Below are 13,472 nucleotides of genomic sequence, written 5' to 3' on the forward strand. Positions count from 1 at the left end.
TGGCTGCCGTCCGCCATCACGGTTCCCACGCTTCGCCGCCGGGGCCCATGCGCGGCGCGCTGACGCCAAAGTGCAAATAGGCGGCCGGCGTGGCGACGCGCCCACGCGGCGTGCGCTGCAAAAAGCCTTGCTGTATCAGGTACGGCTCCAGCACGTCTTCGATGGTATCGGCCGCTTCGCCGATGGCGGCGGCCAGGTTGCCGATGCCGACGGGGCCGCCGCCGAACTTGAACAGCACGGCTTCGAGCAGCTTGCGGTCCATCACGTCGAAGCCGGCGGAATCGACGTCGAGCATGGCCAGCGCGCGGTCGGCCACCACCTTGGTGATCTCGCCATTGCTTTTGACTTCCGCGAAATCGCGCACGCGGCGCAGCAGGCGGTTGGCGATGCGCGGCGTGCCGCGCGCGCGCTGGGCGATTTCAATCGCGCCTTCGGGGTCGATGGGCGCTTTCAGCAAGGCGGCGCTGCGCGTGACGATCTTCGTCAATTCGCCCGTGTTGTAGAATTCCAGCCGCGCGACGATGCCGAAGCGGTCGCGCAGCGGGTTGGTCAGCATGCCGGCGCGCGTGGTGGCGCCGACCAGGGTAAACGGTTGCAGATCGAGCTTCACGGAACGGGCGGCCGGGCCTTCGCCGATCATGATATCGATTTGATAATCCTCAAGCGCCGGATACAGGATCTCTTCCACGACGGGCGACAGCCGGTGGATTTCATCGATGAACAGGACGTCGTTCGCTTCCAGGTTCGTCAAAATCGCGGCCAGGTCGCCCGGGCGCTCCAGCACGGGACCCGAGGTCTGGCGCAAATTGACGCCCATTTCGCGCGCGATGATGTGCGCCAGGGTGGTCTTGCCCAGGCCAGGCGGGCCGAACAGCAAAGTATGGTCGAGTGCTTCCTTGCGCTGGCGCGCGGCCGTGATGAAGATCTCGAGCTGGTCGCGGATCTTTTCCTGTCCCACGTACTCATCTAACTGCTTGGGGCGCAAGGCCCGTTCGATGGCCTCTTCGTTGTGCGAGATGGGCGCCGCGTCGATGATGCGCTGTTCCGTGAAGCTGTCGGTCTGGATGCTCATGCGATGTCCCTGTTATCCTTTCGACAGCGCTTTCAGCGCCAGTTTGATGCCTTCGGACACGCCACTGCTGGCCGGCACGTTTTTCACGGCCGCCAGCGCTTCCTTGTCCGAATAGCCGAGCGCGACCAGCGCGTTCAAGATGTCCGATTGCGCGTCCGGCGCCGCATGCGCACCGCTGGCACCGATGTCGGCCCCCAGTTTGCCCTTCAATTCCAGCAACAACCGCTCCGCCGTCTTCTTGCCAATGCCAGGCACTTTCACCAAGCGCCCCGAATCCTGCAAGGTGATCGCCTGCGCCAGGTCGGCTATCGTCATGCCGGACAGGATAGACAGCGCCATGCGCGCGCCCACGCCCGTAATCTTGATCAACTGGCGGAACACGGCGCGCTCGGCCGCATTGCCGAAGCCAAACAGCAGATGCGCATCTTCGCGGATGGCCTGGTGCGTAAACAGCACGACTTTTTCGCCCACATGGGGCAGGTTGTAAAAGGTGCTCATCGGCACGTCGACTTCATAGCCGACGCCCTGGCAATCGACCAGCAATTGTGGCGGATTCTTTTCAAGCAAAATACCGGAGAGACGGCCTATCATCGCGTGTTCCTAATGTTAAATTTGAGAGTGATTATCCAACTAAACGGCCGCGCTTCATGCGCAGACCCTGCAGTTGCGGTGCCAGCGCGCCAAGCATGGCCAGCGCATCGATGCTGTTAGCGTGGCAAATGGCCACGCCCAGCGCATCGGCCGCATCCGTGCCGGGCAAGCCGGGCAGTGACAGCAGCCGCGCCACCATGTCTTGCACCTGCTCCTTGGCCGCCTTGCCATGGCCCGTGACGGCCTGTTTCACTTGCAGCGCCGTGTATTCGGCCACCGACAGGTCGGCGTGGACCAGCGCGCAAATGGCCGCGCCGCGCGCCTGGCCCAGCAGCAAGGTCGATTGGGGATTGACGTTGACAAACACTTTTTCGATGGCGGCGCAGTCGGGCTGGTAGGTGCCGACGATTTCGCTCACGCCCCGCAGGATGATCTTCAGGCGCGGCGGCAATTCCCCTTCGGAAGCCGTCTTGACGGTCCCCGATGCGATATAGCGCAGCTTGTTGCCGTGTTTTTCAATGACCCCAAAGCCGGTCGTGCGCAGGCCAGGATCGATGCCAAGAATAATCATCGCCAGATTCTATAATGAATACGGCAGGCACCGGTGAATAACCGGTGCCTGCCGTTCTATACATCTTCACCCCACAAGCAACATCCGGGGTCAGACCCGGCGGGTCTGACCCCAGCATTTGCCGTTGGGTTTAATTAATGACGGAAATGACGCGTGCCCGTGTACAACATCACGACGCCGCGCTCGTCCGCCGCATCGATCACTTCCTGGTCGCGCATGGAGCCGCCCGGGTGGATGACGCAGGTCGCGCCCGCGTCGACGACGACGTCGAGGCCGTCGCGGAAGGGGAAGAAGGCGTCCGACGCCACCACGGAACCGGCCAGCGACAAGCCCGCGTTTTGCGCCTTGATGGATGCGATGCGGGCAGAGTCGATACGGCTCATCTGGCCAGCGCCCACGCCCAGGGTCATGTTATTGCCACAGAAAACGATGGCGTTCGACTTGACGAATTTCGCCACTTTCCAGGCGAACATCAGGTCGGACAATTGCTGCGGCGTAGGCTGCAGCTTGCTGACCACGCGCAAGTCGCCGATACCGACGTTTTTCGCGTCCGGCGATTGCACCAGCAAGCCGCCGCCGACGCGTTTGAAGTCCATGGCGTTGACGCCGCTGCCCAGCGGGATTTCCAGCATGCGCACGTTTTGCTTGCTCGACAGAATCTGTTTCGCTTCCACGGAGAACGATGGGGCGATCAGCACTTCGACGAACAGCTTGGCGATTTCGCCGGCCGTAGCGCCGTCCAGTTCGGTATTAAACGCAATGATGCCGCCAAACGCGGAGGTCGGGTCCGTCTGCAGGGCGCGCGCGTACGCTTCGGCCGCATTCTTGCCCAGGGCGACGCCGCATGGGTTCGCATGCTTGACGATGACGCAGGCGGCGCTTTGTTCGAAACCGCCCAGGCTCTTCACGCATTCCCAGGCCGCATCAGCATCGGCGATGTTGTTGTACGACAATTCCTTGCCTTGCAGCTGGCGGTAGTTGGCCAGCGCGCCATCGATGGTGACCAGGTCACGGTAGAAGGCGGCGCTCTGGTGCGGGTTTTCACCGTAGCGCATGTCTTGCACTTTCTCAAATGCAATATTCAACACTTGCGGATAGGCGCCGCGCTCGGCGTGCACTTTCGTCGGGCCCAGGCTGGTCAGGTAGTTGGTGATGGCGCCATCGTATTGCGCCGTGTGCGCAAAGACTTTTTTCGCCAGCATGAATTTGGTGTCGTAGCTGACCGTGCCGGCCGTGCCGTCGGCAGAGCGCAGCTCCGCCAGCACGGCGTCATAGTCGGTCGGATCGCAGATGACGACCACGTCCTTGTGGTTCTTGGCCGCCGAACGCAGCATGGTCGGGCCGCCGATATCGATGTTTTCGATCGCGTCTTCCAGCGTGCAATCGGCCTTGGCGACCGTGGCCTGGAACGGGTACAGGTTGACCACCACCATGTCGATGGTCGGCATGTCGTGCTCGACCAGTTTCGACATGTGCTCAGGGAAATCGCGGCGCGCCAGGATACCGCCGTGCACTTTCGGGTGCAGGGTCTTCACACGGCCATCGAGCATCTCCGGGAAACCGGTGTAATCGGCAACTTCCGTGACGGGAACACCGTTGTCGGCCAGCAATTTGGCGGTACCGCCGGTGGACAGGAGGTTGACGCCGAGGGCGGACAGGGCACGGGCGAATTCGAGAACGCCGGTCTTGTCGGAAACGGAGAGGAGAGCTTGTTTGATCATGGCTGTGGCTAGGTGGTTAAGTGTTCTTGGCGAATGGCGCCGCTCAGTCATCTGGCTGAGGCGGCGGCGGATTCAAATCTTGGCGTCACTTGCATGCCGGCATTACAGCAAACCGTGCTCCTGCAATTTCTTGCGCAGGGTATTGCGGTTGATGCCCAGCATCTGCGCGGCGTGCGACTGGTTGCCATCGGCGCGTGTCATCACGACTTCCAGGATGGGCTTTTCCACGGTCAGCACGACCATGTCATAGATATTCGACGCTTGCTGTTCGCCCAGGTCATTGAAGTAATCTTCTAGACTTTTCTGTACGACTTCCTGAATGCTTTCTTTGCTCATTTGTATGCTTCAACCGGCTGAACACCTGGCCATCGGGCGCCGCGCCGCTCATGCGGTCCGCGTGCTGCCCTCTTGCCTCGGTGTTGTAATTAATATTGCATGACGCTCTGTATATAGGCGCTCGCCCTTGTGCTGCTGGTAACTGACTACCCTGCTTGTTGCTATCTGCTCATGCTGCCGTGGCCATAGGTTTGATCACATCGATCAGGCCACTTTCACTGGATTCGGAGAGGCGGTATTGTAACCGTTCGCCAAATTTCCATTGCGACTCAAAAAATTGATCGACGGCCAGCAACTGCGCGTCCGTCGACTCCAGCAAGTTCATTTGCTGTCGAAACGCCTCGCCGCCTTCCAGGTCTTTCACATACCAGCCGATGTGCTTGCGCGCCGTACGCACCCCGAGAAATTCACCATAAAACGCGTAATGGGCGCGCAAATGCTCATCCATCAGAGTACGTACTTCATCCACGTAGGGTGCCGGCAGCAAGGTGCCGGTGCGCAGGAAATGGTCGATCTCGCGGCAAATCCACGGCCGGCCCTGCGCCGCACGGCCGATCATGACGGCATCGGCGCCCGTTTGATCGAGCACAAAGCGGGCCTTTTCCGGGCTGGTAATGTCGCCATTGGCCACCACGGGTATGCTGACCGATGCTTTCACGGCGGCAATCGTTTCATATTCGGCATCGCCCTTGTAGCCATCGGCGCGCGTGCGGCCGTGCAAGGTCAGCATCTGTATGCCGGCTTGCTCGGCGATGCGGGCGATGGTCAGGGCATTCTTGTTTTCGCGGTTCCAGCCCGTGCGAAATTTCAGGGTAACGGGCACGTCGACGGCGTTGACGACGGCATGCAAGATCTTTTCGACCAGGCTTTCGTTTTGCAACAAGGCCGAACCGCACCAGCTATTGCATACCTTCTTCACGGGGCAACCCATGTTGATGTCGATGATCTGCGCGCCCCGGTCCACATTGAACTTGGCGCAATCGGCCAGGTCTTGCGGATCGGCACCAGCGATTTGCACGGCTTTCGGCTCCATTTCGCCTTCGTGGTCCGTGCGGCGCGCGCTTTTTTCCGTCGCCCACAGGCGTGGATTCGACGCCGCCATCTCCGACACGGCATAGCCTGCCCCCAATTGCTTGCACAACTGGCGGAAAGGCCGATCCGTCACGCCCGCCATTGGAGCGACGAAAACGTTGTTGCGCAGAATGTGAGGGCCGATTTGCACTGAAGAACCTGGAATGGACGGAGGAACCTGCTATTTTAACCGATTCCCTGCCTATTTAATAAGCACTATTTTTTTGGATTAGTGCGTCAGAGTGACGATGGGGCCGCTTAGCCCAGCTCGTCCATCGCGGGCGCGCTCAGATGTTCGATATTTCCCCAATGCACTAAATGCAGCTTGCCGTCGGCATACGAAAAACGGTTGACACTGGCATTTTTCACCTGGAAGTCGCGCGGACTGTCGAGCGTCATGCCGACCGCCTCGCGGTAGGCGCACTCGAGCACGCCACCGTGGGCCACGATGGCGATCGTCTGGCCGTCATACTGCTGGGCCCAGCGGGCGATGGCGCCATTCGCGCGCGCATAGAACTGGCGGAAACTTTCGGCCTCGCGCTCGCCCGAGGGCATCACGGCATCGATCTGCCGCGATTGCCATTGCGCATACTCGTGCGGATAGCGCGCGGCAATATCGGCATACAGCAAGCCTTCGAACGCGCCATAGCAGCGCTCGCGCAGCAAGGGGTCGGTTTGCACGGGCAGCTGGTTCACCTCGGCCACGGCTTGCGCCGTTTGCTGCGCGCGTTGCAGATCGCTGGCGATGATGGCGGCCAGCGGTTCGTCCGCCAGCGCCTGCCCCAACGCCGCCGCTTGCGCCAGGCCCGCCTCGTTCAAGGCGATGTCGATATGGCCCTGCAGGCGGCGGCCCGCATTCCAGGCCGTTTCGCCATGGCGTATCAGTAAGATCGTGGTGCTCATGCGTTATTTTTTCAGGGTAAGTGCCAACTCGGGATTGAGCGAGTAGGCAACGACGAGCTGGGCTTCGTCGAGGATGTGGCCGTAAATGGCGGCATGGGCTTGCTGCCCCGTAAAACGCTCGGGCAAGGCCAACTTTGGCACGTCGAGCGCATACAGGCGGAAAATGTAGTGATGGATGCGCTCGTCATTCCACGGCGGGCACGGACCATCATAACCATAATAATCGCCGGCCATGTCAGCATCGCCGGCAAACCAGCCCGTGTAGTCGTTCAAGCCCTGGCGCAATTGCAACCCAGTACCAGTGCCGGCCGCCTTGCCGCGCGGCGTGATGCCGCTGGAAAACTCTCCGGCGGCAATCACCCGCATGGCGGGCGGCAAGTCGAGCAAGCTCCAGTGATAAAAGTCGCCGCGCGGCGCCGTCAGGGGCAGGGCCTGGTCGTCGCGGTTGACCAGGCTGGCGTCTTGCGGCGCATCGGGGTCGATGCAAAACAGGGCCAGCGACGCGGTGCCGTTCGGCACCTCGTCCCAGGCCAGATGGGGATTGCGGTTGCCGGCAAGGCGCACGCGGCTGGCCGGATCGATCTCGGCGAACGCATACTCGGCCGGCACCAGGCCGCCATCACGAAACGTTTCGCTCCACAATTTCATCGCTTGCTCCCCTTATATTGTTTCGCGCTTATTTGGCGTTCACTTGCAGCCAGAACGTGACGGGCCCGTCGTTCGTCAGCGACACCTGCATGTCGGCGCCGAACTGTCCCGTTTGCACGGTCGCATGGCGGTGTCGCGCCTGTTCCACGAAATGCGTGAACAGGCGCAAGCCGTCCTGCGGCGCGGCCGCTGGCGTAAACGACGGGCGCGTGCCGGACTTGGTGTCGGCCGCCAGCGTGAACTGGGGCACCAGCAGCAAGCCGCCAGCCACGTCCGTCACGCTGCGGTTCATCTTGCCCGCTGCGTCGGAAAACACGCGATAGCCGAGCAGCTTGGTCAGCAGGGCGTCCGCTTCCTTTTCCGTATCGCCCCGCTCGGCGCACACGAGCACCATCAGGCCGGCGTCGATGGCGCCGATGGTGGCACCGTCGACATCGACTTTTGCCTGCGTAACGCGTTGCAGCAGCGCAATCATGCCGCCAGGGTGACGCGTGCAAATTTGCGCTTGCCAACTTGCAACACGAACTGGCCTGCCGCCACTTGCAGCGCCTTGTCGCTGATGACAGTGCCGTCGATGCGCACGCCGCCTTGCTCGATCATGCGCATGGCTTCCGACGTGGATGGGCACAGGCCAGCCTGCTTGAGCAATTGTGGGATGCCCACCGGCGCGCCAGCCAGGCTCACTTCGGGAATGTCGTCGGGAATGCCGCCCTTCGAACGGTTGACGAAGTCGGCCAGCGCATCTTCCGCTGCCTGCTGCGAATGGAAGCGGGCAACGATTTCTTGTGCCAGGGCAACCTTGGCATCGCGTGGATTGCGCCCGCCTTCCACTTCGCTCTTCAGCTGCGCCAGTTCGGCGATCGAGCGCCACGACAGCAGCTCGTAGTAGCGCCACATCATCACGTCGGAAATGCTCATCAGCTTGGCGAACATGGTGTTGCCCGGTTCCGTGATGCCGATGTAGTTATTCTTCGACTTGGACATTTTTTCCACGCCATCCAAACCTTCCAGCAGCGGCATGGTCAAAATACACTGCTGCTCCTGTCCGTACTGCTTTTGCAGTTCGCGGCCCACCAGCAGGTTGAACTTCTGGTCCGTGCCGCCCAGTTCCAGATCCGATTTCAGGGCCACCGAATCGTAGCCCTGCATCAACGGGTACAGGAATTCATGTACGGAAATAGGAATGCCGCCCTGGAAGCGCTTGGTGAAGTCGTCGCGCTCGATCATGCGCGCCACCGTGTAGTGGGAAGCGAGCTGGATGATGCCACGCGCACCCAGCGGATCGCACCACTCGGAGTTATAGCGAATTTCAGTTTTGCTGGCGTCCAACACTAAAGATGCTTGCGCGAAATACGTCATCGCGTTAATCTCGATCTGTTCGCGGGTCAAAGGCGGGCGCGTGACGTTGCGGCCCGAAGGATCGCCGATCATCGAAGTGAAGTCGCCGATGAGGAAAATGACTTGATGGCCGAGATTTTGCAGCTGGCGCATCTTGTTCAGCACGACAGTGTGGCCCAGATGCAAGTCGGGTGCAGTCGGGTCCAGGCCCAGTTTGATGCGCAGTGGAACACCGGTTTTCTCGGACCGTGCTAATTTTTGCGCAAATTCGCTTTCGATCAAGAGTTCGTCGACGCCACGCTTGGTAATCGTGAGGGCTTCTTGTACTCTGTCCGACAGCGGAAGTGCGGTCTGAGCGGCGTTAGCCTTTGTAGGCGATGCGGTGGTGTTGATTTCCATAAAATTTGACTGTAGATCTCAAAATGGTAGTAGGTTTGCGGAGTTTGCTATAATGCTCGATCCCATCAATCTTGCCGTATGAAAACGAACCAAAATAACAATAACAAAGAGCATTAGTTCAGGTCACGTTCAAGGGCAAATTTTAACTGATTGCATGAACCCTATACATAAAATCACAGGCTCACGCTTGTACACACAGCTGACGACGACACGCAAGGCACGCATTATTGGCGCGTCGGCAGTGCTGCTCGCCGTTGCCGCCTTTGGCGCTGTCGCTGTGTCTCCCATGGCACCCGACGCATCCGACTTGCCGGTCACGTCCATCGCCCAGAACCTGGAAATGCCTGATCTCGCCTCGCAAATTTCCGCGATGGAACAGGTAGACCAGAATTTCACCCACGAAGAAAAAGTCCGCGCTGGCGATACCCTCGCCACCCTGCTGACCCGTCTCGGCGTGGATGATCCGGCGGCCGCCAATTTCATTAAAACCGACAAGATCGCGCGCGGCGTGATGTTGCTGAAATCGGGCAAGCGCGTGCAAGCGCAAACGACCGAAAACGGCGACCTCAACTGGATGCGTGCCACCCTCGTCGACGGCAGCGACAAATCGGTCAAGAACATCCTGATCAGCCGCAAGGGCGACAAGTTCGTGGCCACGGAAGTAGCAGCCCAGCTGGAACGCCGCGTTGAAATGCACGCGCGCAAGATTACTTCCACCCTGTTCGCCGCTACCGACTCCAGCCTGGACGGCACCCGCCTGCCAGACTCGATTTCCGCGCAAATCGTGGAAATGTTCTCCACCAATATCGACTTCCGCTCCGACCTGAAACGCGGCGACGCGTTCAATGTTGTCTACGAAACATTCTGGCAAGATGGCGAATTTGTCCGCGCGGGCCGCATCCTGGCCGGTGAATTCACCAACCGCGGCACGACTTACCAGTCTGTTTGGTTCGAAGACCCGGCCAGCAAGCAAGGCGGCGGTTACTACAGTTTTGACGGCAAGTCCCTCAAAAAAGCCTTCCTGAAATCCCCCCTCGAATTCTCCCGCATCTCGTCCGGCTTCTCCATGCGCGTGCACCCGATTTCCGGCAACTGGAAAGCGCACAAGGGCATCGATTTCGCTGCTGCAACGGGCACGCCTATCCGCGCCTCGGGCGATGGCGTGGTCGATTCCGTCGGCAGTCAAAATGGCTACGGCAATGTTGTTGTCCTGAAACACTGGGCCAACTACACCACCGCTTACGCCCACATGAGCCGCTTCGCTTCGGGCTTGAAAAAAGGTCAAAAAGTGAGCCAGGGTGATGTGATCGGCTATGTCGGCACCACCGGCTGGTCCACGGGCGCCCATTTGCACTATGAATTCCGCGTCGGCGGCGTAGCGAAAGACCCAAGCAAGCTGAACGTCCAAGCCCAGGCGCCGCTGACGGCCGCCGAGCTGAGCCGCTTCCGCATGGTGTCCAATGACATGATGCACCGCTTCACCCTGCTGCGTCCAAACGATACGGCACTGGCGTCGCGTTAAACGAAACTGCGACACTGCCTTCGGGCAACAGGCACCGCCCATGCAGATGGCCGGTGCCTTTGTTTTATGCGCGCAAAAAATGCGGCACAATGTACCCCATCACTTACGCACGCGAGGAAACACCCATGCTGTATATCGGTTTGATGTCGGGCACCAGCCTGGACGGCGTCGATGGCGCGCTGGTCGATTTTTACGACGATGGCAGCGCGCTCAGCCTGGGAGACGCCTATATTGCCTTTCCCGCCAGACTGCGCGCCGATCTGATGGCATTGCAAAGTGCCGGCCAGAATGAAATCGAACGTGAAGCGCTGGCGGCCAATCAACTCGTGCGCCATTACGCCGACTGCGTCACCATGCTGTTGAGCAACGCGGGCATCGTCGCGGACGCCATCGTCGCCATCGGCGCGCATGGCCAGACCATCCGCCACCGCCCCGAACTGGGCTTTACGCGCCAGTTGAACAACCCGGCCTTGCTGGCCGAACTGACGGGTATCGATGTCATCGCCGACTTGCGCAGCCGCGACGTGGCGGCCGGCGGCCAGGGCGCACCGCTGGTGCCGGCCTTCCATCAAGCCATTTTCAATCTGCCCGGCCACACACGCGTGCTGGCCAATGTCGGCGGCATCAGCAATATCAGCGTGCTGCATGCGGACGGCACGGTAACAGGCTACGACACGGGCCCCGGCAATGCGCTGATGGATGGCTGGGTCCTGCAGCACCAGGGCCAACCGTACGACGCCAACGGCGCCTGGGCCGCCACGGGCAAGGTCATCCCTGCCCTGCTGGCAGAATTGCTCAATGATCCCTATTTTGACTTGCCGGCGCCGAAAAGCACGGGACGCGATCTGTTCCATGCCGACTGGCTGCAAGGCAAGCTGGCCAGGCATCCAGCCGCCCGGCCGGCCGACGTGCAAGCCACCCTGACGCAACTGACGGCCGCCAGCCTGGCGCACGCCATCGCGCGCGATGGGGCACAGGCGGAAACGGTGTATGTATGTGGCGGCGGCGCGCTAAACGCCAGCCTGATGGCGGCGCTGGCGCGCGAACTGCCGGGCATGGCGGTGGAGTCTACCGAAGCGCTGGGCGTGGCGCCCAGCCAGGTCGAGGCGCTGGCATTCGCCTGGCTGGCCTGGCGTTTTACACAGCGCAAGCCGGGCAACTTGCCGACTGTGACGGGTGCGCAGGGGCTACGGGTACTGGGCGCGCTGTATCCGCGTTGACAAGAAAAAACTATTCCATAAACACAAATAGCGGATCATCGATCCGCTATTTTCTTACTTGCTCCGTTTAATACTTAAACGGAGAAGGACGAGCCGCAACCGCAGGTAGAAGTAGCAGTTGGGTTTTTAATCACGAACTGCGCGCCTTCCAGGTCATCCTTGTAATCGATTTCCGCGCCGACCAGGTACTGGTAGCTCATGGAATCGATCAACAGCTGGACGCCGTTCTTGACCATGGTGGTGTCATCTTCATTGACGATTTCGTCGAAAGTGAAACCATATTGGAAGCCGGAACAGCCGCCACCCTGCACGAAGACGCGCAACTTCAGGTCGGGATTGCCTTCTTCTTCGATCAACTGCGCGACTTTTTCAGCGGCGCTATCGGTAAAGATAATGGGTGAAGGGATCACATCTTGCATTTCAGCGACGGCATTCATATCGGACACTCCTACTAGAAAACATTAACTCATTATAGACTGTTGGCGCAAGTCGCGCTGCGACCGCCGCTGACACAGCTGGACGGTGTTGTTCCTGCTCACATTTCAGACACGGCCAGGTGCAGCACGGGGTCGGCGCTGTCGTGGCGACTCAGCTTGCCTTGCACCAATGCGCCGCTGTGCATTTCCAGCACCTTGTAATAGACCTCTCCTACAATGCGGGCTTTCGGCTGGATTTCAAGCATTTCGGACACATACACGGGGCCATTGATCTCGCCGCTGACGACCAGGCTGGAGCAGCGCACCTCGCCATCGATGCGGCCCGCCTCGCCCAGCACCACATACGTGGGCTCGCCTGCTTCGCCCTTGACATTGCCGCGCACATGGCCATCGATGCGCAAGCCGCCGCAAAACAGCAAGTCGCCCTCGATCCGCGTGGAGGCGCCGATCAGGGTGTCGATGGGGTTTTTCGCGTTGCGCTCGAACATGAACGTCATCCTGTCGGGGTAGGTGGCAGTTCAATTTATCACAGGTCCGGCAAAAAGGCGCCGGACCTGCGCAAGCACGGCTGCCTATTTTTACGGCAGCAGGGCGATGTGTTGCAAACCAGCCGTTTCTTTCAAGCCAAACATCAAGTTCATGCATTGCACGGCCTGGCCCGAGGCGCCCTTGACCAGATTATCCTGCACCACCAGCACGATGACGGTGTTGCCGCCTTCAGGGCGATGCAAGGCCAGGCGCAACATGTTCGAGCCCCGCGTGGAGCGGGTTTCCGGGTGCGAGCCGAATGGCATCACATCGACGAAAGGCTCGTCCTTGTATTGCTGTTCGAACAAAGATTGCAATTCTTCATTGCTGACATCCTTGTTCAGCTGCGCGTAAAGGGTCGAGTGCATGCCGCGGATCATCGGCACCAGGTGCGGCGTGAAGGTCAGCGCCACTTTTTCGTCCGTGAAACGCTGCAATTGCGCCATCGTTTCCGGCAAGTGGCGGTGGCCGGCCACGCCGTAGGCTTTGAAGCTGTCGCTGCTTTCCGAGAACAGGATGCCGATTTCCGCCTTGCGGCCGGCGCCGGACACACCCGACTTGCAGTCGGCGATCAAGCCGCCCGCATGGACCAGGCCCGCCTTGAGCAGCGGGTAAAAGCCCAGCTGCATGGTGGTCGGGTAGCAACCGGGGTTGGCGATCAAGCTGGCTTTTTTAATATCTTCACGGTTCAGTTCCGGCAAGCCGTACACGGCTTGCTCGATCAACTCGGGCGCCGTGTGGGGAATCTTGTACCACTGTTCGAACTTGGCCTGGTCTTTCAGGCGGAAGTCGGCGGCCAGATCGATGACTTTCACGCCGGCGGCCAGCAACGCTGGTGCTTGCGCCATCGCAACGCCGTGTGGCGTGGCAAAGAAGACCACGTCGCACTGTTCCAGATTCGCCTTGTCCGGCGAGGAAAACGCCAGTTTTACGTGGCCACGCAGGGAAGGATACATGTCAGCAACGGGCAAGCCATCTTCCTTGCGCGAGGTAATCGCCGTCAACTCGACATCTGGATGGGTAGCGAGCAAGCGCAGCAATTCCACGCCCGTGTATCCAGTGCCGCCGACGATGCCAACTTTGATCATGTTCTTTCCTTGTGTATAGATTGCATA

The 13,472-nt window shown here is 60.2% G+C and carries 15 protein-coding genes; 2 read left to right on the plus strand and 13 right to left on the minus strand.

The genetic code is table 11. The features are described 5' to 3' along the window. Positions 1-16: 16 nt before the first annotated feature. From ruvB to tyrS, 10 genes are all read right to left on the minus strand, one after another. On the minus strand, positions 17-1,072 hold the full coding sequence (gene ruvB, locus ACQ4WL_RS17215) for a Holliday junction branch migration DNA helicase RuvB (protein ID WP_436510830.1): 1,056 nt from the start codon (positions 1,070-1,072) through the stop codon (positions 17-19). 12 nt (positions 1,073-1,084) lie between these two features. Beyond that, positions 1,085-1,663, minus strand: a complete 579-nt coding sequence (gene ruvA, locus ACQ4WL_RS17220; RefSeq protein ID WP_436510831.1) for a Holliday junction branch migration protein RuvA — start codon at positions 1,661-1,663, stop codon at positions 1,085-1,087. Positions 1,664-1,694: 31 nt separating this feature from the next. Next, on the minus strand, positions 1,695-2,234 hold the full coding sequence (gene ruvC, locus ACQ4WL_RS17225; protein ID WP_116743178.1) for a crossover junction endodeoxyribonuclease RuvC: 540 nt from the start codon (positions 2,232-2,234) through the stop codon (positions 1,695-1,697). 134 nt (positions 2,235-2,368) lie between these two features. After that, complete coding sequence (gene purH / locus ACQ4WL_RS17230; protein ID WP_436510832.1) at positions 2,369-3,955, minus strand: bifunctional phosphoribosylaminoimidazolecarboxamide formyltransferase/IMP cyclohydrolase; 1,587 nt, start codon at positions 3,953-3,955, stop codon at positions 2,369-2,371. 102 nt (positions 3,956-4,057) lie between these two features. Beyond that, positions 4,058-4,291 (minus strand): helix-turn-helix domain-containing protein, encoded by a 234-nt coding sequence (locus tag ACQ4WL_RS17235; protein WP_008445162.1) that lies wholly within the window; start codon positions 4,289-4,291, stop codon positions 4,058-4,060. Between the two features lie 169 nt (positions 4,292-4,460). Next, positions 4,461-5,513 carry a tRNA dihydrouridine synthase DusB gene (gene dusB, locus ACQ4WL_RS17240; protein WP_436510833.1) on the minus strand — a complete coding sequence of 351 codons (1,053 nt, stop codon included), beginning with the start codon at positions 5,511-5,513 and terminating at the stop codon, positions 4,461-4,463. Between the two features lie 107 nt (positions 5,514-5,620). Continuing rightward, complete coding sequence (locus ACQ4WL_RS17245; protein WP_436510834.1) at positions 5,621-6,265, minus strand: histidine phosphatase family protein; 645 nt, start codon at positions 6,263-6,265, stop codon at positions 5,621-5,623. 3 nt (positions 6,266-6,268) lie between these two features. Further along, a complete protein-coding gene (locus ACQ4WL_RS17250; RefSeq protein WP_436510835.1) occupies positions 6,269-6,913 on the minus strand; it encodes a YbhB/YbcL family Raf kinase inhibitor-like protein in 645 nt (214 codons plus the stop codon). 28 nt (positions 6,914-6,941) lie between these two features. Continuing rightward, positions 6,942-7,388, minus strand: coding sequence for a D-aminoacyl-tRNA deacylase (gene dtd / locus ACQ4WL_RS17255; protein WP_436510836.1), 447 nt, complete (start codon positions 7,386-7,388; stop codon positions 6,942-6,944). Next, a complete protein-coding gene (tyrS, locus tag ACQ4WL_RS17260) occupies positions 7,385-8,650 on the minus strand; it encodes a tyrosine--tRNA ligase (protein WP_436510837.1) in 1,266 nt (421 codons plus the stop codon). The genes dtd and tyrS overlap by 4 nt, the downstream gene beginning before the upstream one ends. Before the next feature lie 154 nt (positions 8,651-8,804). Here tyrS and ACQ4WL_RS17265 point away from each other — a divergent pair, with 154 nt between their 5' ends. Both ACQ4WL_RS17265 and ACQ4WL_RS17270 read left to right on the plus strand, forming a co-directional pair. Beyond that, positions 8,805-10,172, plus strand: a complete 1,368-nt coding sequence (locus tag ACQ4WL_RS17265) for a M23 family metallopeptidase (RefSeq protein WP_436510838.1) — start codon at positions 8,805-8,807, stop codon at positions 10,170-10,172. Between the two features lie 125 nt (positions 10,173-10,297). Continuing rightward, on the plus strand, positions 10,298-11,392 hold the full coding sequence (locus tag ACQ4WL_RS17270; RefSeq protein WP_436510839.1) for an anhydro-N-acetylmuramic acid kinase: 1,095 nt from the start codon (positions 10,298-10,300) through the stop codon (positions 11,390-11,392). 74 nt (positions 11,393-11,466) lie between these two features. Here ACQ4WL_RS17270 and erpA read toward each other — a convergent pair whose 3' ends face one another. The 3 genes from erpA to argC all read right to left on the minus strand — a co-directional run bounded on the left by erpA (position 11,467) and on the right by argC (position 13,445). Continuing rightward, a complete protein-coding gene (gene erpA, locus ACQ4WL_RS17275; protein WP_029496047.1) occupies positions 11,467-11,829 on the minus strand; it encodes an iron-sulfur cluster insertion protein ErpA in 363 nt (120 codons plus the stop codon). 98 nt (positions 11,830-11,927) lie between these two features. Further along, positions 11,928-12,317, minus strand: a complete 390-nt coding sequence (locus ACQ4WL_RS17280) for a bactofilin family protein (protein WP_436510840.1) — start codon at positions 12,315-12,317, stop codon at positions 11,928-11,930. 90 nt (positions 12,318-12,407) lie between these two features. Further along, positions 12,408-13,445, minus strand: coding sequence for an N-acetyl-gamma-glutamyl-phosphate reductase (argC, locus tag ACQ4WL_RS17285; RefSeq protein ID WP_436510841.1), 1,038 nt, complete (start codon positions 13,443-13,445; stop codon positions 12,408-12,410). Positions 13,446-13,472: the final 27 nt, after the last annotated feature.

The organism is Janthinobacterium kochi (assembly GCF_051380715.1).
Lineage (GTDB): Bacteria > Pseudomonadota > Gammaproteobacteria > Burkholderiales > Burkholderiaceae_D > Janthinobacterium.

Excerpts from the sequence above, each read along its gene's own strand:
- ruvB (WP_436510830.1), bottom strand. The coding sequence starts at position 1,072 with ATGAGCATCCAGACCGACAGCTTCACGGAACAGCGCATCATCGACGCG.
- ruvA (WP_436510831.1), bottom strand. The coding sequence starts at position 1,663 with ATGATAGGCCGTCTCTCCGGTATTTTGCTTGAAAAGAATCCGCCACAA.
- ruvC (WP_116743178.1), bottom strand. The coding sequence starts at position 2,234 with ATGATTATTCTTGGCATCGATCCTGGCCTGCGCACGACCGGCTTTGGG.
- purH (WP_436510832.1), bottom strand. The coding sequence starts at position 3,955 with ATGATCAAACAAGCTCTCCTCTCCGTTTCCGACAAGACCGGCGTTCTC.
- ACQ4WL_RS17235 (WP_008445162.1), bottom strand. The coding sequence starts at position 4,291 with ATGAGCAAAGAAAGCATTCAGGAAGTCGTACAGAAAAGTCTAGAAGAT.
- ACQ4WL_RS17245 (WP_436510834.1), bottom strand. The coding sequence starts at position 6,265 with ATGAGCACCACGATCTTACTGATACGCCATGGCGAAACGGCCTGGAAT.
- ACQ4WL_RS17250 (WP_436510835.1), bottom strand. The coding sequence starts at position 6,913 with ATGAAATTGTGGAGCGAAACGTTTCGTGATGGCGGCCTGGTGCCGGCC.
- dtd (WP_436510836.1), bottom strand. The coding sequence starts at position 7,388 with ATGATTGCGCTGCTGCAACGCGTTACGCAGGCAAAAGTCGATGTCGAC.
- tyrS (WP_436510837.1), bottom strand. The coding sequence starts at position 8,650 with ATGGAAATCAACACCACCGCATCGCCTACAAAGGCTAACGCCGCTCAG.
- ACQ4WL_RS17265 (WP_436510838.1), top strand. The coding sequence starts at position 8,805 with ATGAACCCTATACATAAAATCACAGGCTCACGCTTGTACACACAGCTG.
- ACQ4WL_RS17270 (WP_436510839.1), top strand. The coding sequence starts at position 10,298 with ATGCTGTATATCGGTTTGATGTCGGGCACCAGCCTGGACGGCGTCGAT.
- erpA (WP_029496047.1), bottom strand. The coding sequence starts at position 11,829 with ATGAATGCCGTCGCTGAAATGCAAGATGTGATCCCTTCACCCATTATC.
- ACQ4WL_RS17280 (WP_436510840.1), bottom strand. The coding sequence starts at position 12,317 with ATGTTCGAGCGCAACGCGAAAAACCCCATCGACACCCTGATCGGCGCC.
- argC (WP_436510841.1), bottom strand. The coding sequence starts at position 13,445 with ATGATCAAAGTTGGCATCGTCGGCGGCACTGGATACACGGGCGTGGAA.